The sequence below is a fragment of the Streptomyces sp. NPDC020681 genome (assembly GCF_044334895.1).
Classification (GTDB): Bacteria; Actinomycetota; Actinomycetes; order Streptomycetales; family Streptomycetaceae; genus Streptomyces.
Map to the genome: position 1 here is coordinate 162,638 of NZ_JBIRTX010000004.1, position 25,772 is coordinate 188,409.

The 25,772-nt window shown below is 71.1% G+C and carries 23 protein-coding genes; 12 read left to right on the forward strand and 11 right to left on the reverse strand.

Going from position 1 to position 25,772, the window contains the following annotated elements; translation table 11 throughout:
• Window positions 1–63: 63 nt before the first annotated feature.
• A complete protein-coding gene (locus ACH4YL_RS10895; RefSeq protein ID WP_398506868.1) occupies window positions 64–2,319 on the reverse strand; it encodes a TOMM precursor leader peptide-binding protein in 2,256 nt (751 codons plus the stop codon).
• Complete coding sequence (locus ACH4YL_RS10900; RefSeq protein ID WP_398506870.1) at window positions 2,316–2,648, reverse strand: TIGR04351 family putative TOMM peptide; 333 nt, start codon at window positions 2,646–2,648, stop codon at window positions 2,316–2,318. Before ACH4YL_RS10900 ends, ACH4YL_RS10895 begins: the two co-directional genes overlap by 4 nt.
• A 296-nt stretch (window positions 2,649–2,944) precedes the next feature.
• On the opposite strand from ACH4YL_RS10900, the gene ACH4YL_RS10905 reads away from it, so the two are divergent.
• The 3 genes from ACH4YL_RS10905 to ACH4YL_RS10915 all read left to right on the forward strand — a co-directional run bounded on the left by ACH4YL_RS10905 (window position 2,945) and on the right by ACH4YL_RS10915 (window position 5,550).
• On the forward strand, window positions 2,945–3,766 hold the full coding sequence (locus ACH4YL_RS10905) for a BTAD domain-containing putative transcriptional regulator (protein WP_398507331.1): 822 nt from the start codon (window positions 2,945–2,947) through the stop codon (window positions 3,764–3,766).
• Window positions 3,767–3,895: 129 nt separating this feature from the next.
• Window positions 3,896–4,666, forward strand: a complete 771-nt coding sequence (locus ACH4YL_RS10910) for a thioesterase II family protein (protein WP_398506872.1) — start codon at window positions 3,896–3,898, stop codon at window positions 4,664–4,666.
• 29 nt (window positions 4,667–4,695) lie between these two features.
• Window positions 4,696–5,550, forward strand: coding sequence for a BTAD domain-containing putative transcriptional regulator (locus tag ACH4YL_RS10915; RefSeq protein ID WP_398506874.1), 855 nt, complete (start codon window positions 4,696–4,698; stop codon window positions 5,548–5,550).
• 22 nt (window positions 5,551–5,572) lie between these two features.
• Here ACH4YL_RS10915 and fabI read toward each other — a convergent pair whose 3' ends face one another.
• From fabI to ACH4YL_RS10960, 9 genes are all read right to left on the reverse strand, one after another.
• Window positions 5,573–6,364, reverse strand: coding sequence for an enoyl-ACP reductase FabI (fabI, locus tag ACH4YL_RS10920; protein WP_398506876.1), 792 nt, complete (start codon window positions 6,362–6,364; stop codon window positions 5,573–5,575).
• Window positions 6,361–7,494, reverse strand: coding sequence for a hypothetical protein (locus ACH4YL_RS10925; RefSeq protein ID WP_398506877.1), 1,134 nt, complete (start codon window positions 7,492–7,494; stop codon window positions 6,361–6,363). The genes fabI and ACH4YL_RS10925 overlap by 4 nt, the downstream gene beginning before the upstream one ends.
• Entirely contained in the window at window positions 7,491–8,897 is a 1,407-nt protein-coding gene (locus ACH4YL_RS10930; RefSeq protein ID WP_398506879.1) for a hypothetical protein, read from the reverse strand. Before ACH4YL_RS10930 ends, ACH4YL_RS10925 begins: the two co-directional genes overlap by 4 nt.
• Window positions 8,894–10,315, reverse strand: a complete 1,422-nt coding sequence (locus ACH4YL_RS10935; RefSeq protein ID WP_398506881.1) for a DUF6002 family protein — start codon at window positions 10,313–10,315, stop codon at window positions 8,894–8,896. Before ACH4YL_RS10935 ends, ACH4YL_RS10930 begins: the two co-directional genes overlap by 4 nt.
• A gap of 88 nt (window positions 10,316–10,403) precedes the next feature.
• Window positions 10,404–11,801, reverse strand: a complete 1,398-nt coding sequence (locus ACH4YL_RS10940) for a condensation domain-containing protein (RefSeq protein WP_398506883.1) — start codon at window positions 11,799–11,801, stop codon at window positions 10,404–10,406.
• A 3-nt stretch (window positions 11,802–11,804) separates the two neighbouring features.
• Complete coding sequence (locus tag ACH4YL_RS10945) at window positions 11,805–13,061, reverse strand: MFS transporter (RefSeq protein ID WP_398506885.1); 1,257 nt, start codon at window positions 13,059–13,061, stop codon at window positions 11,805–11,807.
• A gap of 107 nt (window positions 13,062–13,168) precedes the next feature.
• Window positions 13,169–14,536: a hypothetical protein gene (locus ACH4YL_RS10950; RefSeq protein ID WP_398506887.1), complete on the reverse strand. Its 1,368-nt coding sequence runs from the start codon at window positions 14,534–14,536 to the stop codon at window positions 13,169–13,171.
• A gap of 35 nt (window positions 14,537–14,571) precedes the next feature.
• Window positions 14,572–14,979, reverse strand: a complete 408-nt coding sequence (panD, locus tag ACH4YL_RS10955) for an aspartate 1-decarboxylase (protein ID WP_398506889.1) — start codon at window positions 14,977–14,979, stop codon at window positions 14,572–14,574.
• 83 nt (window positions 14,980–15,062) lie between these two features.
• Window positions 15,063–16,412 carry a condensation domain-containing protein gene (locus tag ACH4YL_RS10960; RefSeq protein ID WP_398506891.1) on the reverse strand — a complete coding sequence of 450 codons (1,350 nt, stop codon included), beginning with the start codon at window positions 16,410–16,412 and terminating at the stop codon, window positions 15,063–15,065.
• Between the two features lie 302 nt (window positions 16,413–16,714).
• Here ACH4YL_RS10960 and ACH4YL_RS10965 point away from each other — a divergent pair, with 302 nt between their 5' ends.
• From ACH4YL_RS10965 to ACH4YL_RS11005, 9 genes are read left to right on the forward strand one after another with little or no spacing between them, the layout of a single operon-like run.
• Window positions 16,715–17,968 (forward strand): aldehyde dehydrogenase family protein, encoded by a 1,254-nt coding sequence (locus tag ACH4YL_RS10965; RefSeq protein ID WP_398506893.1) that lies wholly within the window; start codon window positions 16,715–16,717, stop codon window positions 17,966–17,968.
• On the forward strand, window positions 17,965–18,582 hold the full coding sequence (locus ACH4YL_RS10970) for a hypothetical protein (protein ID WP_398506895.1): 618 nt from the start codon (window positions 17,965–17,967) through the stop codon (window positions 18,580–18,582). The genes ACH4YL_RS10965 and ACH4YL_RS10970 overlap by 4 nt, the downstream gene beginning before the upstream one ends.
• Window positions 18,579–20,276, forward strand: a complete 1,698-nt coding sequence (locus tag ACH4YL_RS10975) for a thiamine pyrophosphate-binding protein (RefSeq protein ID WP_398506897.1) — start codon at window positions 18,579–18,581, stop codon at window positions 20,274–20,276. Before ACH4YL_RS10970 ends, ACH4YL_RS10975 begins: the two co-directional genes overlap by 4 nt.
• Window positions 20,273–21,643, forward strand: a complete 1,371-nt coding sequence (locus tag ACH4YL_RS10980; RefSeq protein WP_398506899.1) for a class I adenylate-forming enzyme family protein — start codon at window positions 20,273–20,275, stop codon at window positions 21,641–21,643. The genes ACH4YL_RS10975 and ACH4YL_RS10980 overlap by 4 nt, the downstream gene beginning before the upstream one ends.
• Window positions 21,643–24,066, forward strand: a complete 2,424-nt coding sequence (locus tag ACH4YL_RS10985; RefSeq protein ID WP_398506901.1) for a beta-ketoacyl synthase N-terminal-like domain-containing protein — start codon at window positions 21,643–21,645, stop codon at window positions 24,064–24,066. Before ACH4YL_RS10980 ends, ACH4YL_RS10985 begins: the two co-directional genes overlap by 1 nt.
• Complete coding sequence (locus ACH4YL_RS10990) at window positions 24,045–24,383, forward strand: TcmI family type II polyketide cyclase (RefSeq protein ID WP_360881366.1); 339 nt, start codon at window positions 24,045–24,047, stop codon at window positions 24,381–24,383. Before ACH4YL_RS10985 ends, ACH4YL_RS10990 begins: the two co-directional genes overlap by 22 nt.
• Window positions 24,380–24,640, forward strand: coding sequence for an acyl carrier protein (locus tag ACH4YL_RS10995; protein WP_398506903.1), 261 nt, complete (start codon window positions 24,380–24,382; stop codon window positions 24,638–24,640). Before ACH4YL_RS10990 ends, ACH4YL_RS10995 begins: the two co-directional genes overlap by 4 nt.
• Window positions 24,637–25,392: an SDR family NAD(P)-dependent oxidoreductase gene (locus ACH4YL_RS11000; RefSeq protein ID WP_398506904.1), complete on the forward strand. Its 756-nt coding sequence runs from the start codon at window positions 24,637–24,639 to the stop codon at window positions 25,390–25,392. Before ACH4YL_RS10995 ends, ACH4YL_RS11000 begins: the two co-directional genes overlap by 4 nt.
• Window positions 25,392–25,772: a SchA/CurD-like domain-containing protein gene (locus tag ACH4YL_RS11005; RefSeq protein ID WP_398506906.1), complete on the forward strand. Its 381-nt coding sequence runs from the start codon at window positions 25,392–25,394 to the stop codon at window positions 25,770–25,772. Before ACH4YL_RS11000 ends, ACH4YL_RS11005 begins: the two co-directional genes overlap by 1 nt.

Here is a 25,772-nt window from a genome sequence, read left to right on the forward strand (position 1 = left end):
CGCTGGACCACTGGTTATTGGCCAGAGCCTAAGTCGGACCAGCGTTTCGGTGAACGTCATTTACTAGACAAAGACAGGAATCGGGTTCAACTGGTCGTACGCCAGCGGTGCGGGCAGACGGCCGAGTCGGACGGGTACATCGTAGAGCCGACCCGGGGCGAACCGCGCCCAGAAGTGGCGCAGTCCCGGAACAATCACCTTCACCACCGGGATGCCGATGTCGGGCTGAGTCTGATCCAGCACCAGAAGTTCCATGCCGTGGGACCGGACCAGCGCGTCCACCGCCTCAATGTCGTCGAGGAGATCCTCGCGGGGTGTGTACCCGAACTCCGCGCGGGCGCGCGCCCCGGCGGACCCGGAGGGAGCCAGGTAGGGCTGGTTCTCCAGCGTCCGGCGCGTGCACCAGTCGACGAGAACGGGATCGTTCGCGAGCGCGCTCGTGTTGAGCAGACCGGGCAGGAACTGGTTCATTTCGGTGATCGCCCGGCGCAGTGCGATCGCGGGATCGAAGTGGCAGCCGAAGCCGAACACGATCTCCTCCTGCGCCGTGTCGGTGCGTCGGGAGACCGCAGCCATCGCCGGAATCCTGAGGTCCGAGGTGAGATCCAGAACCCACAGCTCCCGGTTCATCTCCGCGTATCGGGCCCGCATTTCGTCCAGCCAGGAATCGGCGAACGAACCGAGATCGACGGCCGGCTGGCGGGTGCGGTTGTACCACCACAGCGCGACCGAGTCTCGCTCCACGAGCTCCAGGAAGCCCTGGAGAACCGCGTCCTCCAGGCTGCTGCCCGCGGCGTTGCCGTTGGAGTCGGCCCGGGTGAAGACGCGTCCCGGCGGCTGCGGCGCGGCGTAGTAGAGCATGGCGGTCGGCACCATCCGGTGCCGTCCGCGGCTGACCGACCACACGGGCGACCAGTCGATTTCGGCTCGCTCGTCGAAGGGGTCGGGGACGTACTGGGGTGCTGTGTGCGCGGCGTTCCACTCGAGCCGCCGGGCGAACTGCCGCTCGTGGTACAGCTGGCAGAGGTCCGGGTGGACGGCGTCGTCGCCGAGCTCGGCGAAGCTGGCCCTGGTGCGCGGCTCGTCCCCGTGGAAGGTGGCCGAATATCGCTCCAGGGCCTCACAGAGCGCCCCGACCTTCGCGTCGAGCTCGGTGACGCCCTTGCCCCCGCTCTGGCTGCGCAGTCCTGAGCGCATACCGCCCAGACTCCGGCTGGGTACAGCCGGGTTGACGCCCGAGAGATAGGAATGCAGGGCATCCGGGCAGTGCGGATCGCGCCGCAGTGCCCGAACCACACCCGTGACGTCGCCCACCAGGTGCTCGTAGCGCTCCAGGACCTGCCGTGGCGCCAGAGCGCGGTGTCCGCCGCCGGTGAGCGCCGTCTTGGGTCGCGGCACGAAGCGCAGCGCCTGCTCGGCGCGCGAGCTGACCAGCTGCGGATCTCCGCACTCGGGGCACTGCGGGCGGCGGTCGACGCGATGGTGCTTGGTGATGCCCTGCAGGGTGTTGAGGGCCCAGATGGACGACTGGTTCGCGGACCGGAATCCGGCCAGCCACTTCGCCGTCTCCAGCGCCACGAGCTGCAACGCGAGGGCCGAGCTGGCCGGGATGGCCGCGCGTGGTGCGACCGGGCCGGAGGTGCCGAGGGCGGTTCCGATGTACTGCTCCGACTGCCGGTGCTGGCGCAGCCGGTGGGCCATACAGCTCCAGCAGGGCCCTGCTCCGGGTGTGAACACCGGGCCGATCCACGGCTCCACGCCATGGGGTTTGGCGAGCAGCCACGGTTCACCGCTGCTGCGCTGCCTGCGCTCGACCTCCGCGATGCCCGGTGCGAGGTAGTCGTCGCAGAGCACCACCGTCAGTTCGTGCTCAGGGGTGTCGACGACGGTGACGCCGGCGGCCCGCAGGACGACCCGGGCGGCTTCGGCGTCGGAGTTCGCGAGATCCGCAAGGGCGGCCCGTCCGGCCGCGATTGCGGTCTTCGCCTGTACGCAGTCGAGCCCGGCGGATTCCCAGAAGGCGTCCGCCGCCGCGCTCCGGGGGTCCTGTTCCACCGGTCCCGAGAATTCGCCGACCAGACCTGCTCGTGACAACTGGCCCAACAGACAGCCGAGTTGTGCGGCGGAGAGGACCCCGTCCAGATCCCGGACGAGAGCCGGCAGATCCCGGCTCCCGTCCAGGAGCGGAGCAAGAAGCTCCATGGAGTCGCTCTCCACCGCGGTGACACCGAGCTCGGAGACGAGGTACGTCGCGTCGCCCGCTACAACGGCCGGGGTGAGATGTCTCTTGAACCCGACCCGCGGCAGAGACGAGGTCACCTGCTGCTCGCCCCGGCTGACTTGAGGGCCGGCTGCGGCGGGAAGGGGCCCCAGGTGGAGCCACAGAGCTTGGCGGTCGCCTCCAGCTTGTCCAGCCGGGTGATGCGCACTTCCGGGAAACTGTCCTTCGGAAGGGCTGGGATGGCGGTTCCCGGTGCAAGCGGAATACCAAATTCGGCCAGAACGATGCGCGGGTCCAGCGCGTAACGCAGAGCAAGTTCAGGCTGCAGATAGCTGCGGGCGACGAGTTCGGCGAAACGCCAATCGTGCTCCACGGAACCGGTGCGAGCCTCTTGAGCTGTGGTTTCGCTGGTCGCGTAACCAGACATCTTGGTGCTCCCATCGTGATGTGAAAGGTGCCGGGCAGTTCATTTCCCGTGCGGATGTTCGGCTGCGCATACGAGAGAAGTGTGCTGTCGGGTGACTGAATTCGAACAGTGGAGACGTCATCACCGGGATGTGAAGATTTCATAGGCCCACGCCAGGTGATCTCCATATTCAGCTTGTGAGCTGGTCACTGTTCGTGCCCATGTGCTGCGTGGGACGCTCCCGGGAAACAGCTGTCCGCGATGGCGGAGCTGTCCGACGGGGTGAGGAAAAGGCCATGCCGAACAGGGGGCGCACGATGCGCGTGGAAGTGCTGGGAACTCTGCGCGGCGAGGCCGCGGGAGTCTCCGTACTGCCAAGTGCCTCCAAACCACGGCAGATCCTGGCGCTGCTGGCGCTCAACGCGCAGCACATCGTCCCGGTCCCGGTCCTGATGGAAGAGCTCTGGGGCGCCGGCCCGCCGCGCAGCGCGCCCACCACACTGCAGACGTACATTCTTCAGCTGCGTCGCAGACTGCGCTCGGCGATCCCCGGCGCGACCGGAGTGTGGGACAAGAATGTGCTGGTGACTCGGCACGGCGGCTATCTGCTGGACGCGGATCCGGCGGACATCGACGCCCTGGAGTTCGACCGGCTCACCGGGATCGGCCACACCGCCTACGAAGTGGGTGACATGGCAGCGGCATCGGGCAGTCTCACCGCCGCGCTGGAGCTGTGGCGTGGTCCTGCGCTGGCCGACGTACCGCACGGACGGCATCTGGGCATCGAGGTGACCCGGCTCAAAGAGAGCCGGCTCGGGGCGCTGGAGCGGCGCATCGGCGCCGATCTGCGGCTCGGCCGGCACCGGGAAGTCCTCGGTGAGCTGTGCGCACTGTGCGAACGCCACCCGCTGCACGAGTCGCTGCGCGCGCTGCAGATGCTCGCCTACTGGGCGGACGGCCGGTCGTCCGACGCGCTGATCGCCTACAAGCGCCTTCGCGAAACCCTGGTCGAGGAACTGGGCCTTGAGCCCTCTCCCCGTACTCAGCGGCTTCACCAGGCAATCCTCCGAGGTGAGGAAGCCATGGATGTGTGGAGCGGCCCCGCCCGCCTGAGCGGCGACGGTGAGCTCACCGGCTGAGTGCCACCCCCAAAGGGTGTCTCGCACACCGCTCCACCTCACTCCAGCTCCGATCAAGCGGCCTTCCAGCGACGGTCGTGAGGATCGGGGCCCGCGTAGTCGAGAACCGGTGCGGTGTGAGGAGGCGGCGTGAACCACTATCTAGCGGTTTCGCCCGGTACGGCGGAGCTGACGCAGCCGGCACTGAGGCTGTTCTGCTTCCATCACGCCGGTGCCGGAGCGCTCACCTTCGCCCGCTGGCGGGCCAGGTTCGGCGCCGACGTACAGGTGCTTCCGGTACGGCTGCCGGGCCGTGAGACCAGACTGCGCGAGCCCCGCATCGTCGACGCCGGGCAGCTGCTCGGCGAACTCGACGACCATCTGGGCCCGTTGCTCGACGCACCGCACGCCTTCTACGGGCACAGCCTCGGCGCACTGGTCGCCTACCGCTTCGCGCTCCGGCGCACCCGCGCGGGCCGCCGGCCGCCTCTCCTGGTCGGGGTCGGCGCAAGCGCCGCACCCCATCTGTCCACACCGCTCGTCGAGCAGGCCGATCTGCCGGACGACCGGCTGCTGGCCGCGCTCGCCCGCTACGGCACTCTGCCGCCGTATCTCTTCGAGCGGCCCAAGTGGCTGGCGCTGCTGCTCTCCACGATGCGCGACGACCTCCAGCTCGCGCGCAGCCTGCGCGAGGGCGCGGGCGACGCGCTGGCCAGTCCTCTCCATGCCTTCGTGGGCTCCGAGGACAAGGTCGCGACGGAGAGTGCCGTCGCGGCCTGGAGCCGCTACACGAGCGCCGGCTTCGAACTGCGGACCGTTCCCGGCGGCCACTTCTTCGTACGGGACGCGGAGCTGCCCACCCTGCTCGCGGCAGAGCTGCGCCGCCTGCTCGTCACAGCAACACCTCATTCGATCGTCTGAGCCTGAACGCCTCGAAGGGAGTAGCGGATATGGACATCAGCGTGCTGGGGCCGTGCCGGGTCGTCCAGTCGGGGGTTTCCGTTGTCCCCACTGCAGTCAAACCACGCAAGGTCCTTGCCCTGCTCGCCATGCATCCCGACCAAGTGGTGTCGGTGGGCGCACTGGTGGAGGAGCTGTGGGGCGAAGCACCGCCGCGCAGCGTGCAGACCACCTTGCAGACCTACATTCTGCAACTGCGTAATCTCATCGCCGCCGCCATCGGAGGCGCCCGCAGGCCCGAGCTGCCGAACGGCGCCAAGAGCATCCTGGTCACCGAGTCGGGCGGCTATCTGCTCGACACCCAGGGCGGCGTCGTCGACGTCAGCGAGTACGAACGGCTCGCCGGGACCGGACATCGTGCCCTGGAGAGCGGCAACTGCACGGTCGCGTCCGACTCCTTCCGCAGGGCGCTCGCTCTGTGGCGCGGTCCGGCGCTCGTCGACGTCCAGTGCGGCGCGCTGCTGGAGATCGAGGCCACCCGGCTCGAGGAGTCGCGGCTGAGCATCCTCAACCAGCGCATCGAGGCCGATCTGCGGCTCGGCAGGCACCATGAACTGGTGGGTGAACTCTCGGGACTTGCCGCGCAGCACCCGATGCACGAGGACACCCAGGGCCAGTTGATGCTCGCGCTCTACCGCTCCGGGCGGCGCGGCAACGCGCTGGAGGTGTACCAGCGGCTGCGTTCGGTGCTCTCCCAGGAGCTGGGGCTCGACCCGTCGCCGCGGCTGCAGCACTTGCAGCGCGCGATGCTGGAATCGTCACTCGAACTGGAGATCCAGTCCGAGCCGGTACGGGTCGGTGCGGGTGCGGGTGCGGGCTTCGAGCGGGCCCTGCGGGCACGCTGACCGTCTGCGGGCCCGCCGGACGCTACGCGCCCGTTGCGTGGAAGCCGCCGTCGACATGCACGATCTCCCCGGTGGTGCGGGGGAACCAGTCGGAGAGCAGCGCGACACAGGCCCGGGCCACCGGTTCCGGGTCGGAGGAGTCCCAGCCGAGCGGGGCGCGCTTCGCCCACAGCGCCTCGAACGACTCGGCTCCCGGGATGCCCCGGGCCGCGAGAGTGCGGACCGGGCCGGCCGCCACCAGGTTCACGTTGATGCCGGCCGGGCCGAGATCCCGAGCCAGATAGCGGGCCGTCGACTCCAGGGCCGCCTTGGCGACGCCCATCCAGTCGTAGTCGGGCCAGGCGACGGACGCGTCGAAGTCCAGGCCGACGACCGAGGAACCCCGGCCGAGCAGCGGCAGGCAGGCGACGGTCAGCGCCTGCAGTGAGTACGCCGAGATCTCCATGGCCTGCGCGACCTGCGGCCAGCCCGCCTTCAGGAACCCGCCGCCCATCGCCTCGGGCGGCGCGTACGCGATGGCGTGCACCACTCCGTCCAGCCCGTCGGTGCCGTCAAGATGGCCGCGCAGCCGGTCCGGCAGCGCGGCAAGATCGGCCGGCGCGGTCACATCGAGCTCGACCACCGGGGTCTGCCGAGGCAGCCTCGCGGCCGCGCGCGCGGTGTGCCGGGCAGTGGCCGCCGGGGCCGAGAGGATCACCGTGGCCCCCTCCTTCTGCGCGAGCGCCGCGGTGTGGAAGGCCAGCGAACGGCCGTTGAGCACCCCGGTCACCAGAATCCGCCTGCCCGCCAGCAGCCCGTCACCCGTTGCCGTCATCGCTGCATCCCGGCGGAAGCCCGTACGCGGACGGCATCCTCCGGATCCTCGCGCCGGCGCAGCGTCTGCGCCGTCTGCCACATCCGGGCCGCAGCCCACTCGGTCTGCGTGCCGCGGAATCCGTCGCACAGATCCGGCAGATGCGGACGCAGCGCCTCCTGCACCGAAGGAGCGAAGTGCACATCGCCGTCCGCGTCGATGCGTACGCCTTCCGCGAAGGTGAGCCGCTCGTTGTAGGCGACGGCATCGGACCGCGAGAGCCCGGCCGGCAGGTCCAGTGCGACATGCCGTCGCGAGACCCGTGCCGGATAGCCGCCGGGCAGGCCCTGCGGACCCGGCACGGCGGTACGCAGCTCCGGGCCGCCGTGGAGCGCGGTGAGCAGCCGGGCCACGGTGTGCGCGGTGACCGGGTTGAGCGCCTCGCGCGGCACTCCGCGCTGCTGCGACAACAGCTGTCCCACACCTCCGAGTTCATGGTTGCCGAGCCAGACCCGGGCCTCCTCGTCGGGCCGGTCGGGCCGGTGCAGATGGCGGTGGTGGGCCAGCACGCGAAGACCGCGCCGGGCCGCCGGGCCGAGCGCGGCCTCCACGGACGCGGTGACCAGCGTCCCGTTGCCCACCCCGCACACGACCGGGAGGCCGAGCCGGTACAGCAGCGGATTGACCGCGTCCGGATAGCAGGCGTTGACCAACTGGGCCTGGAACTCCTCCTGTTGCAGCGCGCGTCCGACCCGCAGCGCGACCGCGGCCTGCAACGGCAGTGTGGCGGCGAACCCGCACCGGTCCAGCAGCCGGGTCCACGCGGACGGCGTACGGTCGCGCTCCCACGGCGAGTGCCAGGAGGCGCACACCAGCACGGTGGCCGGCCGCAGCGCCTCCAGATGCTCCTTGAGTACGGCGTCGTCCGCGTCCAGGTCGCCCGGTGTGAAGCGGCGCGGCACCCGGCACAGCGCCGCCTCGGCCCGCGCCAGATAGCAAACGGACGCGGCCCGCCGGCTGTCCCGGCCCAGGACATGGACCTGGCCGGGGCCCTGCGCGGCCGGTGTGCGCGCGAGCGCCACGCACACCGCGCGGGCCAGCGAGCCCGTGCCGATGACGACGAGCGTCGGAGAGTCCTGTCGGCGGATCACTGGCCGTCCTCCTCGGTGTCCACTGGGCCGGGCCAGGCCAGCACCGCGTTCTCACAGGCGCTGGTCCCGCCGACGCTGATGACTCCACGGGCCGCCTGCCGGTCCGCGTCGTCGGGCAGATACCGCGCCCAGCAGCCGCCGGGGCGGTCGCCGAAGAGCATCGGGCTGAGGACGGGCGCGACCTGAGTGGTGAAAGCGGTGGCGCCGTCGGTGACTTCGAGCGCGCAGAGGGCGGGCTCGACGTACTCCTGGACGATGCTGTCCTCGGCGAGGAACGCCGCCTCCACTGCGTCGCGCCACTCGGCGGGCTGCGTATGGCGGCCGACGAGTACTTCGCGGCCCATCATTCCGATGGCCTTCTTCAGTACGAACAGCTCCGGCTCGGCGAGCACCAGCTCGATCAGTTCGTGCTCACGATCCCGCCAGCCGGTGCGGCCATGGAGCGTGAGACGCGTCCACGGCAGATGCCGCTGGGCGAGCCGCCGTTCGGCCCGGGTCATCCACGGACGGCCTTCCGAGACGAGTGCCAGTGCTTTCTTGTTGGCGAGGAGTCCGCTGCTCTGCGGAGGGAGCAGGAGCATGCCGGAGCGTTGTGCGTCGCGGACCGGTTCGAGGCTGATGCCGCGTTCCGTCCAGTCCGCGGGTGCGAAGTTGCGCAGTCCGAGCGGGTAGCGGAGGTTGCCTGGCCGGCCGAGTGCTTCGGTCAGGCGGTCGGGTTCGAAGAAGTCGGCGGTGAAGCCACGCCGCCGGAACTGGGCCAACTCCCGCTCCTGGAACCGGATGTCGGCATCGTCCTGAAGATCGCCCAGACTCCCGATGACGGCCACGGCCTTCGGCAGCCCGCGGCTCGCGCACACATCCTCGAAGGCACGCACCCGCGCGGCCAGTGGATCGTCTCCGAAGAACGTTTCCCGGTGGGTGTGCCGCCAGACCTCGGCCAGACCGTGTGCCTCGTTCGGCCCGCCGAAGGCCCCGCTGACGTTGAACTCCAGCAGCTGCGGGCCGTTTTCGCCGATGACGATGTCGGGCCGCGCCATCATCGAGCAGTACGCAGTCTCCGTGTTGTCCTGCCCCGACAGCAGCGGATAGCTGTCCGGGTCCGCGCCGAGCGCCTCAGCCCGCGCGGGCCAGCTCGGGCCGAGCGCCAGAACGGCCCGGCGCACGAGCGCCAGCAGCGTCCGGGCGACGCTGAACAGCTCCTCGTACGAACGCCGCGGCAGCACGAACGGCTGCGCAGGCAGCCACGGCCCGGGCAGCGACACGCTCAGCCCCGCCAGCTCCTCCCGCAGCAGCGCGGCCACCTCATCCGGTGATGCCGTGCGCAGACTCGACGGCTCCGGCCGTGCCTCGTCGCGGAACCACGGGTGTCCGGTCCCGGCCTGCACGGAGGCGACGCCGGTCATGGCCGCTGCCCCCGGTGCGACGAGGCGGGCCCCATGGCCCTGCCCACCAGCGGAAGCAGGGCGTCGGGGCTGTCCGCCTGCTGGAGCCGCTGAGCGGGAATCGGTGTGAAGTCCGTGTCCGCGTACGACCCGGAGCCGTGGACCAGCACCTCGTGCCCGGCATCCCGGCCCAGCAGCCCGCGGTCCATGGCCTCCATCACGCCGGTGAACACCATCACCATCGACCACTCGCGCAGCCCGCGCGGATCGTGCGGCAGCTCGACGCCGGCCGGCCGCAGCATCTCCCGTATCTGCGGATAGCGGACCAGGCACTCGTGCAGCGAGACGACGATGCCTCCGCCGCCGTGCTCCCGGATCAGCGGCGTCATCGTCCGGCTGGTGACGGGAGCACGGGTGTAGAAGGTCGGGTCGACGACCTCGTCCGGATGGTGGGTCGTCCGCGGGAAGTGCGGGTCCATGCTCTGGTGGAAAAGCCCGGTGACCGGGTCCATCGCATAGCGCGGCATCCGCTCCCGCGACGGGTCGCCGTGCAGCAGATCGAGCACCATGTCGGGCGTGTTCAGATGCTGTACGAGGAAGTAGCGCGACGGCATCCGCTCGTCGCCGCCGCCGGTGAACGACATCCCGTAGTGATGGCCGAGGAGACCGTAGGCGCTGGACACGGCATGCGCGTGGACCCGGCCGCCCGCCGGCGGCGCGGGCATCAGCTCCTCCTCCATCAGCGCCCTGACCGTGTCCGCGGCCTGGTAGTTGCCGATGTCGAGCGTGTACCACAGCGCGCTGCCGTACCGGGTGCGCAGCATGTCGGCGTACTCGTCGTAGAAGCCGCGGGCCAGCTCCTTCACACCCGAGGGATCCGTCCCGGAGTACGTCACCACCGGGTTGCGGCGGCGCAGTTCGGGATCCGAGCTGAGCGGCGAGTCCCACAGCTTCGAGCGCGAACGCTCCGGCACCACGCTCACGATCCGCAGCTGGTCCCGGTCCGCGAGCCCGGCCCGGTGAGCCCGGAGCACGGCGTCGCGCAGCGCCGTCGCCTTGTTGCCGGACGAGGGTGTGAGCAGCGTGACGGGCTCCGAGGTACGGCGGATGTACGCCACGGCTCTGGCCACCATCAGCAGTGAGCCGAAGGTCTTCGTCGTACGGGTGCCGGGATTGCGGCGCAGATCCAGCAGCCGCATGGGGGTTCCGCGGTAGTCGGCGAGCTCGACGACGGCTGCTTCGGAGGCTTCGAGGAAGCGGCGCATCGCCTCGTCCAGCGGTGGAAGCTCCGCGCCTGGGGTGAAGTCACCGGGCAGGGACCGCATGTCGTGCATGTCCCGCACGGCCCGGCCCACCGTCTCCCAGTACCGGGACAGCGCCTGGACCGCTGTCGTACCGGCGTGCTGAAGCTGCTGCTCGGTCGTCTCGGTGCTGTTCATGTCCGGCTGACTCCTGATTCTTCGTGTCGCTGGAGAGGGAGGAGAAGGGGAACGGTCGGTCGTGAGCGGCGCACGCCCGCCGGCGCGGTCATGTCCAGTGGTGCCGGATCCGCCGGTACGCCTCGCCGAGCGGCAGGCCGGGCCGGACGGCCGCGGACTCGACGACGCCGAGCGCGGCGTCGAGGAACGGCGCGCCGTCGGGCAGCACGCGCGGGTCGTGCTCGATGCGGAAGATCAAGGGAGCGTCCATGTCCTGGACCAGCCGGACGCGCAGCGGGAACCGCGCGGACTGGTCATCCGGCTCCATCTCGGCGGCCAGTTCCGGCGGACACGGCAGGATCCGCAGTCCGGCGGCGGCCGGCCGGCCCAGCGGGGGAAGGAAGTTGAAGACGGCGATGCGGTTGTGCTCGCTCGCCGGGGTCTCCAGTTCGCGCAGCGAAAGACCGTGGAACGGCGGCGCACCGGCATTGGCGCGTACGAACCCGGTCAGCCAGTCGCCGAGCGTGCCCGCCTCCTGCTCAGTAGGGACGGTGACGGCGTGCTCGGCCAGCGGGCCCGGGACATTGAGCCACTCACGCAGGTGGCGGCCGTTGCGGAAATAGTTGAACGGTACAAACCGCGGCTCGCTCTCGTCGGTCCAGGCGTTCAGGACCAGCTGCACCGCCGCGAGCAGCAGTCGGTGCCGGTCCGAACCGACGCCCTGCGCAACGGAGTTGAGCCTCGCGACGTATTCGGCATCCAGGGCCCGCTGCGCGGCGGCGTCGGTGCTGAAGGAGACGACGCCGCTGTCGGCTGCACCGGGGAAGCGTGGCCGTCGCCGGACGTCCTCGGCCCGGGCGAGAGCCGTCGTCCAGTACGCCCGGGACACGGCGCGCCCGGGGAGCGCTTCGCCGAACTGCCCGGCAAAGGTGCCGAACGAGGGCAGCCTGGCCGGGGCCGGGACCTGCTCACCGGCCAGCACCGCGTATCGGTGCAGCAGATGACGGACGAGGAGCACCAGAGTGCGGCCGTCGGCGCAGGCGTGGTCGAGAGCGATCAGCAGCAGATGCTCGTCCGGTCCCGTCCGCGCGAGCAGAAACCGGGCGGCCGGATCGTGCTGGAGGTCGAACGACGCCTCGGCCGCCTCGCGCAGCACATCCCGGATCACCTGGCGCGGCGGACCCGGCTCGATCTCCTCGAGCCGGGCCGTCGGACGGCCCAGATCCGGCAGCCAGCGCACCGTGCCGCCGCACAGGCGCAGCCGGCCGCGCAGCACATCGACGCCCTCCGTCGCCTGCCGCACGGCATGAGCGAGCAGTCCCGGGTCCAACGGGCCGCGCAGCAAAAGGAGTTCATGCACCGGCGGATAGCGGTGCCCGGTCGGATGACCGTCGGTGCCGAACTCCGCGCGCAGCAGCATCTCCCGTTGCAGGCCGTACGGAAGGGCGCCCGGCAGCGGATCGACGGCGGGCGCGCGGCTGCTGCGCCCGTGCGGCACGGTGTCCATCGGCTATCGCTCCTCGGCCGTGACGGCGGCTGCGGGCTCCGGATCGGGGCTCGGCTTCCGGGCGCTGAGCAGCCCGGGTGCGAGCAGCAGCGCGGGACCGGCCATGACGAACGCGATCAGCGCGGCCAGACTCAGCTCGCCGAAGCCGGTCAGCGCACCCGAGACCCAGACGCCGAGCACCAGGAACGCATCGCACAGCGGGATCAGCAGGGCGAAGTAGCGTCCGGTCATCCGCGGGGCGAGCCGGCTCTGCACCTCGGCGTAGAAGACGACCGTGCCCACCGCCTCGAACGCGCCCGCCAGCACGAGGACCGCAATCGCCGGGGCCGGATGGTCCAGCAGCGGCAGCATCAGCCAGCAGATTCCCTCGATCACATTCACCGTCATATAGACGGCGCCCTGCCTGAAGCGTCCGAAAGCGGCGGCGAGAAAGCCGCCGAGCGACGCACCGAGTCCGATTCCGGCGGCCAGATAGCCGAACATTCCCGGGACTTCGGAGTAGTGGTGGAGGGCGTAGAGCGGCAGAAAGAGTTTGCTGATTCCGAAGCCGAACATATACGTGAAGGAGGTGAGCGTCATCACCGCGAGGAATCGGTCCTTGGTGACGAGCCGCGTCAGCTCCCGTACGTTGTCGACGAACATCCGACGCAGCGTGGCCGACAGTGTCTGTCCGCCGGGAACCGCCTTGACGTCCTCGTCCGGCGGCTCAGGAGCGGGCATGCCGACCAGCAGCAGCGCCGCGACCAGTGCGAAGGCCGCGTCCGTGAAGAACAGCACGGAAAGACCGAACGGCACCAGCGCGCCGGCGACGGCGGGACCGAGCAGATTCGGCAGCCGCTGGGCCGAGACCAGCATTGCGTTCCCGCGCAGTTCGGCCCCGGCGGGCACGGCCACCGTGCGCAGCGACATCCGGGCCGGCACACCGAAGGCGTACGCCACACCCGAGGCGACGGCCAGCACCTGGACCTGCCACAGCTCGTTCGCCGCCGGCAGGAGCGGGATCACCAGCGCGCCGCCGAGTGCGCCGCCCATCGCATAGCGCCGCGGGTCGCCGCGGTCGACCAGATCCCCGACCACCGCGCCGAACAGCACATTCGGCAGCAGCTCCAGAGCGAGCGTGAGCGCCGCCTGCAGCCCCGAGCCGTACTCCTGGAGTACCAGCAGTGGCAGACCGACCGCCGTCATGGTCGCGCCGAGCCGCAGCGTGAACAGCGAGCTCGCAAGGCGCAGAAGCGGCCAGTTCCGCGGTGACTCACGCATAGTCGCGCTCCTGTTGAACGTTGCGGACGGCCGCTGCACGCTAGCGGGACGGCCTCGAGAACAACTGGAGGCGAAGCCTCTGCCTCTGGGCGATCAGCTCCGGACGGTCAGTTCCAGGTGAGGACGGCGTTCTCCGAGGCGCCGAACGCGCTGACGCTGACCACTCCGGCCGCCTCGGGGTTCGGTGCCGCGTAGTAGCGGGCCATGCAGCCGCCGGGGCGGTCGCCGAAGAGCATCGGGCTGAGGACGGGAGCCACCTGCGCGGTGAACGTCGAGGTCCCGTCGGTGAGTTCGATGGGGCAGACGGCGGGCTCGACGTACTCCTGGACGATGCTGTGTCCTGTCGCGAACGCAGCATCGACCGCCGTCCGCCAGTCCTCGGGCTCGGCATGACGGCCGACGAGTACTTCGCGGCCCATCATCCCGATGGCCTTCTTCAGCACGAACCGCTCCGGCTCCGCGAGGATCAGTCCGGGCAGCTCATGTTCCAGGCCGTGCCATCTGGTGCGTCCCGGGATGGTCAGCCGCGTCCACGGCAGATGCCGGTCGGCCAGGGCGCGTTCGGCCCGGGTCATCCACGGACGGCCTTCCGAGACGAGTGCCAGTGCTTTCTTGTTGGCGAGGAGGCCGCTGCTCTGCGGCGGGAGCAGGAGCATGCCGGAGCGTTGTGCGTCGCGGACCGGTTCGAGGCTGATGCCGCGTTCCGTCCAGTCCGCGGGTGCGAAGTTGCGCAGTCCGAGCGGGTAGCGGAGGCTGCCTGGCCTGCCGAGTGCTTCGGTCAGCCGGTCGGGTTCGAAGAAGTCGGCGGTGAAGCCACGCCGCCGGAACTGAGCCAGCTCCCGCTCCTGGAAGCGCGTGTCCGCCGTGTCGAGCAGATCGCCGATACTTCCGACGATCGCGACCGCCCTGGGCAGTCCGCGGCTCGCGCACACGTCCTCGAAGGCCTCGACCCGCGCGGCCAGTGGATCGTGCCCGAAGAGGGTCTCCCGGTGGGTGTGCCGCCAGACCTCGGTCAGACCGTGGGTCTCGTTCGGCCCGCCGAAAGTGCCGCTGACGTTGAACTCCAGTAGCTGCGGGCCGTTTTCGCCGATGACGATGTCGGGCCGCGCCATCATCGAGCAGTACGCAGTCTCCGTGTTGTCCTGACCGGAGAGCAGCGGATAGTCGTCCGGATCCGCTCCCAGCGCCTCGACGCGGCCGGGCCAGCCGCCGTCGAGCGCGAGTACGGCGCGGCGCACCAGCGCCAGCAGCGTACGGGCGACGGTGAACAGCTCCTCGTACGAACGCCGCGGCAGCACGAACGGCTGGGCGGGCAGCGGTCCTTCGAGCGGCACGCTCAGGCCCGCCAGTTGCCGGTGCAGCAGCTCGTACGTCTCGGCGGCGGACAGCCGCCGCAAGGACGCGGGATCAGGACGGTCACCGTCCCTGAACCACGGGTGGACGGTGCCGGACGGCGTGGACGTGGTGCTGGTCATGGCCCCTCCTCGGCTGACAGGCCCCATCGGACTCTCTAGCGGACGAACTCGCCGCGCAGAGTGCCGGCTACGGGCTCGGCGAGGTCCGCTCCGGTGCCGGTGATGCGGTTCTCGCTGTCGACGAAGACGACCCGCGGGCGATGGGACTCCAGCTCCGAGTCGTGCAGCATCCCGTAACCGATGATGATCACCAGATCTCCGGGCGAGACCAGCCGGGCGGCCGCGCCGTTGATGCCGATCACACCCGACCCCGGCTCGCCCTCGATCGCATATGTGGTCAGCCGGGCACCGTTGTTGATGTCCACCACGTCGACCTTTTCGCCGCTGACGAGGCCGGCCGCGTCCAGGAGTTCGGTGTCGATGGTGATGGACCCGACGTAGTGGAGATCGGCGTGGGTGACCGTGGCGCGATGGATCTTCGATTTGAGCAGTTCCCTGAACATGCTTGTTCCCTCCGGGAGTTCGGCCGTCGGCATCGTCGGCATCGTTCGGCTGGTGCGGGTGGCTTCTCGGCGTCGTGCCGCGCTCACCCCCAGCCCGCGCGGACGAACCGGCACGCCTCGGCCGTCGAGATCTCCGGCCGCCGGCCGGCAAGAGCGATCACGTCCAGCAGCGCGGCGACGAACGGACCGCCGTCGGGCAGCACCCGTGGATCGTGGTCGACATGCAGCACCAACGGCCCCTCGAGGTCCTGGAGCAGCCGGACGTAGATCCCGAAGCGGTTCCTCGCGTCGTCCGGTTCCAGCGCGTCGGACAGCTCCGCGGAGCAGGGCGTCACCCGCAGCCCCTCGGCGCGCAGCCGGCCCAGCGGAGGAAGGAAGTTGAACAGCACCAGCCGGTCGGCCTCGGTCTCAGGTGTCTCGAACTCGCGCAGCGCTTGCCCGAAGAACGGCGGCGACGCGGCGTTGGCCGCGGCGAAACCGGCCAGCCACGCGCCGAGTCCGTGAGGTTCCTCGCCGTGTGCACTGTCCGGTGCGACAGTCACCGCGGGCTCGGCGAGCGGTCCCGGCACATTCAGCCAGTCGCGTCGATGGCGGCCGTTGCGGAAGTAGTTGAGCGGTACGAAGCGTGGCGCGCCGCTGCCGTCCTCGCTCTCGCACCAGGCGGAGACGACCAGCTCGGTCGCGGCGAGAAACAGCTGATGCCGGTCGGTCCCGAGCGCCGCGGCCGTCTCCCGTACGCCTCGCAACTCCTGCTCGCTCAGCGCATGCCGGGTACGCAGCTCGGTGAAGCGGTCGTGCAGCGGCTGCCAGCGGCCGCCGGGAAAGGCGGGCCTGCGGCGGCCGGGCTCGGCCGCAGGGCGCAGCGCCCGGTACCAGTACTCGGCGGCCGCCGACCGCTCGCGGGCCATTGCGGCGAACTGTCCGGCGAACTCGAGGAACGACGGAAAGCCGCCGGGCGCGGCGCCCGGACCGCCGCACAGCGCGGAGTACCAGCGCAGCATCCGCCGGATCAGCAGCACCAGAGTGCGCCCGTCGGCGCAGGCGTGGTCCAGCGCGATCAGCAGCAGATGGTGGTCCGGCGCTGTCCGCGCGAGCAGGAAACGCGCCGCCGGATCGTTCTGCAGATGGAACGGCTCGTAGGCCGGGGCGCGCAACGAACGAGCGGCCACCATCAGCGGCGGGCCGGAGTCGACCTCCTTGAGACGGACCGGCGGTCGCTCCGGCCCGGGCACCCAGCGCACGGTGGAGCCACAGGTGCGCAGCCGGCCGCGCAGGGCGTCGACGTCATCGGTGGCGAGCCGCACGGCGGCGGCGAGCAGTTCACGGTCCAGCGGGCCGTGCAGCTCGATGAGTTCATGGACCGGTGGATACCGATGAAGCGCCGGATGTCCTTCTTCGTCGAATGTGGCGCGCGCCAGAATGGCCCGCTGCAATCCGTACGGCTCGACACCGGGAAGGGTTTCTCCGGTCAGGTTGCCGCGAGCGGGAATTGAGGGTGTCGCCTTTTTATCGAGAGGTAATTCTTCGGCCCGCTCTCTCTCCTTCTGCCTTCTGGACACGTATTCCTTCTTCTGTTTATCCTCTGATTCATCGCTGCACCGGGCTGAGTTGCGCGCTCTCGTGCCAAGAGCCGCAGGCAAGTTAGTCGGACCCTCTCGAGAACGGCTGGAGGCGTCCGGCTGCCCCGGTTCCGTCGGCCCCGCCCGACATCCCTGTGCCGCGAGGAGACAGCTCGATGAGCCATCCGTCCATGCCAGTTCTGGAGTCCTTCACCCGCACCTGGCCCAATCTCGAAGCCGCGCACGAGAAGGCGATGCGGTCCGCCTCCGCCCTGCTGAGCTGCCGCGACGAGGTGCTGTCGCTGCTGACCAGGGTCGCCACCTACAGCAGTGCCCGGGACGAACTCCTGCGTTCCGTGGGCGCGTTGACCGGAGCTCCCTGGGAGCTGGCGCGCAACTGCCCGCCGCAGCTGTCACGACTCTCGGTGTTTCTGCCGTCGAACAACATCCTCTACTCGTACGCGCTCTACGGACTCATTCCCGCGCTCTACTGCGACGAGGTGATCATCCGGCCCTCCGCCCGCATCCGGGACACCGCGTACGCCGTGCACAAGCTGATCAGCAGCCGCCTCGAACCCGATGTCGCGCAGCGGATCAAGATGGTCGATGTCTCGCAGCGGCAGTTCAAGCCGATCTGCTCGGAGTCCGACGCGGTCGTCTTCACCGGTCAGCCGTCCAATGCCTATGACGTGATGAAGTCCGTCGGCGACCGGCCGCTCTTCTTCGTGATGGGATCCGGCCCCAACCCGCTGGTCATCGGACCGCGCACCGACCCCGGCGCCGCCTGCCGCGCCATCCTGCGTGCCCGGCTCTACAACTCCGGCCAGGACTGCCTGTGCCCCGACGTCATCTTCGTGCACCGGCTGCGGCTTGACGCGATCGTGGAGCAGCTGCGTGCCGAGCTGTCCGTGCTGACCGTCGGCGCGCGCAGCTGGCCGGACACCGTGCTGACGCCGCTGGTGTACGAGGACGCCGCCGAAGGCGCGGCCCAGTTCCTCACCGAGAACGCGGACCAGGTGGTCAGCGGCGGCGACGTGGATGTGGAGCGGCTGCTGGTCGAGCCGTCGCTGCTGGTCTTCCCGGAGGGCGTGGACTTCCATCCGCCGGAGCTCTTCTCGCCGGTCTTCTGCATCGTGCCGTACGAGGACCCGGAGATGCTCCGCGAATGGGCGCGCAGCCCCGAGGAGCTGGAGCGCGGCATGTACGTCTCGGTGCTCGGCGAGCCGCGGCTGACGGGCGAGACGCTGGGCACCGGCGTCATCGGGCGCAACGCCACCACGTTGGACGCGGAGGACGGCAACCAGCCGTTCGGTGGCTACGGAGTGCACGCCAGCAGCGTCCGGCGGGACGGCCGGCTGATCGGCCGGCCGCTGCTGCTGTCCGCGGAGGCCGGGCTGCGGCAGTCCGTCATCACCGGGCCGCTGCGGTGAGCGTCGCGACCGAGGCGCACGGCAGCGGGCACGGCGCGGGCGCGGACCTCGGGACAGCGGCGGGCTTCGCCGGGCCCGCGGTCGCCGGGACGGGGCGGCCGGGCCCCGGAACCGTACAACTGGTCACCCGTGTCCTCACGGCGCTCGTGGCGGAGACCGGTCCGCAGCGGCACGCGCCCATCGTGCTCGCCGCGACCGACCACTGCCTGCGGGCCGTTGCGGAGTTCGTGGCGAAGTGCGAGGACTCCACGCGACGGCTGCGCCCCTCGGTGTCGCTCGCGCTGGAACCCTCCCTGCTGCTCGGCCGGTTCACCGTGGAGCAGGACTGGGCGGCGCCGTGCTACGCACTCGTGACGCCGGGCGGCGCCGGCGCGTCCGCGCTGCGGTGGGCGACGGCGGCGGTCGGCAGCGGCACCGCGCCCGCGGTGGTGGTCTGCGAGGTCGTGCACGCCCAGCAGGCCGACGGGGAACGGGTGGTGGCGCTGGCCGCGCTCATCGGGCCGGGCGGCAGCGCGGCGACCGAGGTCCGGACCATCGACGACGACGTGCTTGAGGACGGCCTGGACAGCGCACTGCGGCGGGCGGCACTCGGCGGCGTGGAAGAGGGGACATGAGCGGCATCCCTTCCGCCTGGCGGCACGCCGCCGACGCCCTCGCCGAGGCGGGCTGCGAGACCGTCTTCGGACTCCCGACCGATGAACCGGGCCTGCTGGACGCGGCCGACGAACACCCGAAGCTGCGTGCCGTCGGTGTGCGCGGCCATCGGGCCGGTGCCTGTATGGCGATCGGCCACGCCCAGGTCACCGGCCGGCCCGTGGTGCTCGCGCTCGGTGCGGGACCGCCGTTCGGAGACGCGGTCACGGCCCTCGTCGAAGCCGACTCGGTGTGCGCTCCGGTGATTGTGGTGACCACCCGCATCCCGGCCGACGGTGTTGGCCGAGGCGGTTTCCAGGACGTCGACCAGGCGGCCCTCGCGGCCGCGTTCACCACCACCTACTTGCGGGTCCAGGACGCGGACACGCTGACCTGGGCGCTGCGCAGAGCGGTGGGCATGTCGGTGAACGGGCGGCCGGGCGTCAGCGTCGTCGAGGTCGCCCACGAAGCCACCGAAGCCGCCTTCCCCGTCGACGGTCCCGCAGGCAACGGGCCGGTACGCAGGCTGCGTTCCGTGCCGGACGAGGCCGAGCTGCACCGCGCCGCCGCGATCCTGGCCGCCGCAAAGCGGCCGCTGCTGCTTCTCGGCGGCGGCGCTCGTGCGGCCGGAGCGGGCCCCGCAGCCCTCGAACTCGCCGAGCGCTGGGCGTCCCCGGTGATGACCACCGCCGCGGGACGCGGCACCGTGCCCGAGGACCATCCGCTCGTCTGCGGATCGGTCGGCCTGTACGCCACGCCTCCGCTGGAATCCGTGCAGTGTGGCGCGGACACCGTTCTCGCGGTCGGCAGCAGGCTGGAGGAGACCGCTCGCATGGGCTGGGACACGCTCGAAACGGTCCGGCTGGTGCAGATCGACTGCGACCCGGCCGCGTTCGGCGCAGGAGTGGCGGAGCCCGTCGCCGCGCTGCTCGGCGACGGGGCCGCGACGCTGGCCCGGCTCACCGCGCTGCTGCCCGTGCCGAGCGCCGGCCGGGCCGGCTGGGTGGAGCGCGCCGCGCAGGCCCGCCGTACCGCCTGGCTGAGCTGGACGGCCGACGGGGACCTCGCCGCGTCGCCCGCCCGGACCGCGCTGCACGCGCTCGCGGAGATCCTCCCGGACGCGACCACGGTCCACGACAACGGCATGAACGACATCTGGTCGTACCACTGGCCCGTTCACCGGGTCGGGCCGCGGTCACGGACCGTCGTCCCCGGCGAGCAGACCATGCTCGGCTTCGGTGCGGCCGCCGCGGCCGGCGCCGCGCTTGCCTCCGACGGCCGGCCGACGGTGGTGATCTGCGGCGACGGCGGCGTGGAGATGGGCATCGACGCACTGCCGACCGCCGCCGAACTCGGCCTCGGACTGGTGCTGTTGGTCTTCGACAACGAGGGCTACGGCTGGCCCCGGCTGCTGCGGCAGCAGCTCGACGCCCCCGCCGGGCTGACCCGGTTCGCCCTGCCGCTGCCCGTGGACGACATCGTCCGCGCGCTCGGCGGACAGGCCGAGACGCCGGACAGCGTTGCCGGGATACCGGACGCGCTGCGCCGGGCGCGGAAGGCCGCGGCCGCGGGACGTATCGCGCTGGTGCGGATCAAGGTGCCCGACGACGATGTGCCGCCGGGCATCAGGCGGCTCTTTCTGAGCGAGGGAGACGGGAAGGGGGACAGGCCATGAGAGGCGTTCCCGGTCCACTGGTCATCGACGGCGACATCGTCACACCGGGCGTACTGGGCACCGCGGTCGAGCGGACGGTCGCTTCGCTGCGGCGGATGTCCGCCGGTTCCGCGCGGGCGGTCGGCGTCGACGCGACGACCGGGCCCGCGGTGATCGTCACCGCGCTGGCCGCGGAACGGTTGCGGCGGCCGCTGTTCCTGCGCGGTCACTCCGCCGCGGTGACGTCCTGGCCGCCGCAGGTCGGCGTGGTCGCCTCGCCGAACGGGCGGGACCTCGCGCCCGTCGTCGAGCCCACCGTCGCCCGCCCGGACGCCGCTGCGCTCGACCCCGGCACCGGCGCGGTGTTCTGGACGTCCGGCAGCTCCGGTGCGGCCAAGGCGGTCGAACTGTCGTGGTCCGCCCTCGAATACCAGGCCGAAGCCACCGCTCGCCATCTCGGCATCGACAGCGGCGACAACGCGCTGCTGCTGCCGCTGCCGCTCAACCACGCCTACGGCTTCAGCGTGCTGGGCATCTGGCGACGCTTCGGCGGCGAGCTCAATCTGCACACGCTGCTGCGCCCGGAGGCGGTCGCCGCCGATGTGACCGGACGACGGACGACCTCACTCGACGGTGTGCCGTTCCTCTACACGCTGCTCGCCAAGGCAGCAGGATCCGATCGCCGACTGCGGGCATCGCTGGGGGAGTCGACGGTACGCGGTTGCGGCGGCGCGGTTCTGCCCGCCACCGTCGCGGAACACTTTCTCGACGTCGTGGGCGCGCCCGTGCACGACGGCTACGGACTCACCGAGGCGGGCCCCAATGTGGCCCTGTCCTCTTCCGCGGTCTGCCGTGCGGGCACGGTCGGCACGCCACTGCCCGGCACGGAGGTGCGGATCGCTCCGGGCACGAACGAAGTCCTCGTCCGCGGGCCCGGTCTGATGACCGGCTACCTGGGCCGCCCGGACGCCACGCGGGAGGCGCTGCCCGGTGACGGCTGGCTGCGCACCGGAGACACCGGCGCACTCGACGCCGACGGACATCTGAGCGTGCTCGGCAGGCTGAAGGACATCATCATCGTCCTCGGCGAGAACCACGCGCCGGCCACGATCGAGGACGTACTGCGGACGGACGAACAGGTCGCGGACGCGGTGGTCGTCGGAGTGCCGACGCAAAAGGCCCACGGAGACGCGGTCTTCGCCTTCGTCGAGCCGGCCGACCCGCATCGCCCGCCGACCGAACGCGCCCTGCGCACCCGCTGCTACCAGGGCCTTCCGCCGCTGCTCCGACCCCGCGCCATTCACGTCGGCACGCTGCCCCGCCTGCCGGGCGGCAAGGCGGACCGCCAGCGGCTGCGACGCCTGGCCGCGACGACGGGAGCACGCTGATGACGGTCATCACCGGCATGGGCCTGATCACCGCGTACGGCTCCGGCACGGCCGCGTACTGGAAGGCCCTGCTGACCGGGGCCCGCGCACTGCGCCCCCATCCCGCACTCGCGGCCGAGGGCTTCGAGCGCACGGTGACGGCGGCGATCGACGACGCACTGTTCGGCGACGCCCCTGCCGTCCGCGTTCCCGCCGCCCGCGTCCTTGGCGGCACGGCCGGCGATCAGGCCCGGGCACGGGACGAAGGCCCGGCCCGGCGCAGCCGCCTCGCCCGTGTCGCCGCTCAACAGGCCCTGGACCATGCCGGGTTGACGGGTCTCGGCCACGCCGCGCTGGTCGTGACCGTCGGCCAGACTCCGTACGCCGAACCCGGCCCCAACCCTCGCTGGCGCAGCCACGATCTCGCCGGGCCCCATCCCGACGAGCTGCCCGGACTGTCTCCGCACACCGAGACCGTCTATCTCTCCCAGGCCTGCGCCTCCGTCTCCTTCGCCCTCGACTACGCCCGCAGCTGGCTCCGCTCAGGTTGCGGCACCACCGCTCTCGTCGTCGGGACCTCCGTGCTCAACGCCTATGAGTACGCGGGCATGGCCATCACCGGGGCTCTCAGCCCTCTCGGGGCCCGGCCCTTCGACACCGGACGGGACGGGACGAGCCTCGGTGAAGGTGCGGGCGCGATCGTGCTGGAGCGGGCGGATGCCGCCGAGCGGCGGGGAGCGCGGGCGTACGCCGTGCTCGCCGGCGTTGCCGCGCGGATCAACGGACGCAGTCCGGCCGCGTCCGACGAGGACGCCATCGCCGACTGCGTGTCCGCCGCCCTCGACGACGCCGGGCTCGACCGCGTCGGCTATGTCCACGCCCACGCCACCGGCACCGTGCAGGGCGACACCGTCGAGCTCGCGGCTCGACGCCGTGGGCGGTGGCCGCGGCTGGCACGCCGTGCCGGTCAGCGGCCACAAGGGCGGCGTCGGTCACCTCATGCACGCCTCCTCCGCCCCCGGCATCGCCGCCGCCCTCGGCTTTCTGCGCACCGGCACCGCTCCCGGCACTCCGGGACTGCACCACCCGGAACCGGCAGGCCCGGCCCTGCGGTTGCTCACCGCGGCCGAGCAACTGACCGATGCCCCGCGCAGCGCCCTCGTCAACAGCTTCGGCTTCGCCGGGAACAACTCCTCCCTCGTCCTGACCGCACCGGATGGGAGCACCGCATGATCCGCAGGCTGCGCGCCCGCGCCGACTACGCCTGGCGGCACAGCGCCGAGCCCGCCGTCGCTCAGCTGCGCCGGCTGTACGAGGGCGAGCTCAGGGCCGCGCTGCCCCGCCGTGCCGTGCACACCCGCGGCGCGGACGGCGGACCGACCGCCTCCTACACCGGCCCGTACGAGATCGGCAAAGGGCTCATGGCGCAGGTCGAGACCCACACCGGAAGCGCCGGCGCCCCCGCGGCCGGCGGTCCCGAGCTGGTGCTGGTCGCCGCGTCGGCGCGCCGCCTGGCCGCCCTGCCGCGCGCCCGTGCACTGCTGCTGCCCGCCCGGGTCCATCAGATCGTGCCGATCCGGGGCGACCTGGCGACCGTGCTGGCCGGCCGCAGCCGCCGCAACCTCGACGGATTCCGGCGCAACCGGCGGAAGCACGGCTGGACCTTGGAGCACGCCGGGAGTGATCAGGACCTCGACTTCTTCCACCGCCGGATGCTGCTGCCCACCGTCCGCGACCGCTACGGCGCGTACGCCGTCAGCGAGGACCCCACCGTGATGCGGGAGTGCCTGCTGCGCCAGGGACATCTCTTCTTCGTACGGGCGGGCGGGCCGGACGGCGAGCGCATCGCCGGAGCACTCTGCCGCTGGGACGAGCGGCGTCGCACCCTGCGCTTCCGGCTCACCGGCGTCCTGGACGCCGATCCGGCGCTGCGCAAGGCGGGCGCGCTGATCGCCGCCGAGTACTTCGTCTTCGACTGGGCGTGGCGCAACGGCGTCGCCGCCGTCGACCTGTCCGGCGGCGCGCCCTTCCTGGCCCGTCCGATCGTCCAGTACAAGATGCGCCTCAACGCCGAGCTGGTCCCCGCGCCGACTCCCGTACGGCATCTGGCCGTCCGTCTCCATGCCGCGCGGGACACCCCGGCGGTACGCGACTTCCTCAGCGCCAACCCCCTGCTCGCCAAGGCGGCCGGTGGCGGGCTGGAAGCCGTCTACTTCCACGACCGGACCCGGCCCGTCCGTGACGACGTGGCCTGGCGAAGCCCCGGCGTCGTCCGCTCGCGCATCGTGGACCTCGATGAATTCCTCACCGGGCAGCCGGAATTGGACGGTGGATCGAGCAGTGCTCCAGCGCCGGCTGCCACGGTTGTGGCAAGCCCGCCAACCGCAGGGCTTCCCAGCACATTCCACGAAGGAGGCCGACGGTGGCACACCGGACGCTCATAGTGGCTCGGATGGAGCCGGGCAAGGCCGGCGACATCGCCAAGATCTTCGAGGAGTCGGACTCGAGCGAGCTGCCCCACATGATCGGTGTGACGAGGCGGTCGCTGTTCACCTTCCACGATCTGTATTTCCATCTGGTCGAGGCCGACGAGGACATCAGCCCCCGCCTGTACCAGGCCCGCAGCCACCCGCTGTACGACGACATCAACACCCGGCTCGCCGAGTGCGTTTCGCCGTACGACCCGAACTGGCAGGAGCCCAAGGACGCGATGGCGCAGTCCTTTTACATCTGGACCAAAGAGGGAGGAAGGATCCAGTGAGCGAGTTCACCCTGACGGAGCTTGCCGACAAGCTCCGCGAATGCGCCGGCGAGTCCGAGGGCATCGACCTCGACAGCGACGCCGTGCTGGACGTTGCCTTCATCGACCTCGGCTATGACTCGCTGGCGCTGCTCCAGGTCACCGGAGTCATCAAGCGCGAGCGCGGCGTCGAGCTCTCCGACGACGCTGTGGTGGAGGCCGAGACCCCGCGGCTCCTGCTGAAGATGATCAATGCCAACCTCCCTGAGGCGGCATGAGCACGGAAGATGCCCTCACCTCGGGACTGGCCGGCAAGCGTGTGCTCATCACCGGCGGGACCCGCGGCATCGGACGGGCGACGGCTCTGGCCTTCGCCCGTGCCGGGGCACAGGTGGTGGCGGGACACAGCAGGGACGGCGAGGCCGCCGAGTCCCTCGGGCGGGAGCTGGACGAGATCGGCCCCGGCCATGTGACGGTGCGCGCGGACGTCACCACCGCTGACGGAGCCACCGCGCTCGCCGACGCCTGCCGGGACGGCTTCGGCGAGCTCGACGTGCTGGTGAACAATGTCGGCATCGATGGTCACGCCAAGTTCGGCGACCTCGAACCCGCCGAGTGGCAACGGCTGTTCGACCACAATGTCACCTCCGCGTATCTCGTCACCCAGGCCGTGCTCGACCTGCTGACCGAGGGCGCGTCCATCGTCAACATCGGCTCGTCGGTCGCGCTCCGGGGCCGCCCGTTCAGCGCGCACTACTCGGCCTCCAAGGCGGCCCTCGTCGGCTTCGGACGGGCGCTGTGCAAGGAGCTCGGGCCGCGCGGCATCCGCGTCAACACCGTCGCGCCGGGCGTCACCGAGAGCGAGGCCGGCGAGGACCTGCCGCCGCAACTGCGGGAGCGGATCGCCGCGATGACCGCTCTCGGCCGGCTCGGCCGGCCCGAGGACGTGGCCGGGGCCGTGCTCTTCCTGGCCGGGGACGCCTCCCGCTATGTCTCCGGTGCCACGATCACCGTCGATGGAGGAATCTGATGCCGTACGCAGCGATCACCTACCGGGTCAAGCCCGGCCACGAGGACGAGATCGCCGAGATCTTCTCGCAGTTCACCCGGGTCGACACACCCGACTACAAGGGCGACGACGGTGCGGCCGCCGGACGCCTGCTGGGCACCGGCGTGTTCATCAAGGACGACGTGATGGTGCGCGTCATCCACTACGAGGGCGACTTCGCCGCCGTGGGACGGCACATGGCCACACAGAAGGGCGTGCACATCCTGGAGGAGAAGCTGCAGAAGTATCTGGCGGAGGAGCGGGACACCTCATCGCCGGCGGCCTTCGCGCAGTACTTCCGCAACGCCACGATGCGCTCGATCGCGCAGCTCACCGTCGACTCCCACCCGGCGGGGGCCTGA

Excerpts from the sequence above, each read along its gene's own strand:
- ACH4YL_RS11005 (WP_398506906.1), top strand. The coding sequence starts at position 25,392 with ATGCCGTACGCAGCGATCACCTACCGGGTCAAGCCCGGCCACGAGGAC.
- ACH4YL_RS10965 (WP_398506893.1), top strand. The coding sequence starts at position 16,715 with ATGAGCCATCCGTCCATGCCAGTTCTGGAGTCCTTCACCCGCACCTGG.
- ACH4YL_RS10915 (WP_398506874.1), top strand. The coding sequence starts at position 4,696 with ATGGACATCAGCGTGCTGGGGCCGTGCCGGGTCGTCCAGTCGGGGGTT.
- ACH4YL_RS11000 (WP_398506904.1), top strand. The coding sequence starts at position 24,637 with ATGAGCACGGAAGATGCCCTCACCTCGGGACTGGCCGGCAAGCGTGTG.
- ACH4YL_RS10985 (WP_398506901.1), top strand. The coding sequence starts at position 21,643 with ATGACGGTCATCACCGGCATGGGCCTGATCACCGCGTACGGCTCCGGC.
- ACH4YL_RS10935 (WP_398506881.1), bottom strand. The coding sequence starts at position 10,315 with ATGAACAGCACCGAGACGACCGAGCAGCAGCTTCAGCACGCCGGTACG.
- ACH4YL_RS10980 (WP_398506899.1), top strand. The coding sequence starts at position 20,273 with ATGAGAGGCGTTCCCGGTCCACTGGTCATCGACGGCGACATCGTCACA.
- panD (WP_398506889.1), bottom strand. The coding sequence starts at position 14,979 with ATGTTCAGGGAACTGCTCAAATCGAAGATCCATCGCGCCACGGTCACC.
- ACH4YL_RS10950 (WP_398506887.1), bottom strand. The coding sequence starts at position 14,536 with ATGACCAGCACCACGTCCACGCCGTCCGGCACCGTCCACCCGTGGTTC.
- ACH4YL_RS10900 (WP_398506870.1), bottom strand. The coding sequence starts at position 2,648 with ATGTCTGGTTACGCGACCAGCGAAACCACAGCTCAAGAGGCTCGCACC.
- fabI (WP_398506876.1), bottom strand. The coding sequence starts at position 6,364 with ATGACGGCAACGGGTGACGGGCTGCTGGCGGGCAGGCGGATTCTGGTG.
- ACH4YL_RS10975 (WP_398506897.1), top strand. The coding sequence starts at position 18,579 with ATGAGCGGCATCCCTTCCGCCTGGCGGCACGCCGCCGACGCCCTCGCC.
- ACH4YL_RS10905 (WP_398507331.1), top strand. The coding sequence starts at position 2,945 with ATGCGCGTGGAAGTGCTGGGAACTCTGCGCGGCGAGGCCGCGGGAGTC.
- ACH4YL_RS10945 (WP_398506885.1), bottom strand. The coding sequence starts at position 13,061 with ATGCGTGAGTCACCGCGGAACTGGCCGCTTCTGCGCCTTGCGAGCTCG.
- ACH4YL_RS10940 (WP_398506883.1), bottom strand. The coding sequence starts at position 11,801 with ATGGACACCGTGCCGCACGGGCGCAGCAGCCGCGCGCCCGCCGTCGAT.
- ACH4YL_RS10930 (WP_398506879.1), bottom strand. The coding sequence starts at position 8,897 with ATGACCGGCGTCGCCTCCGTGCAGGCCGGGACCGGACACCCGTGGTTC.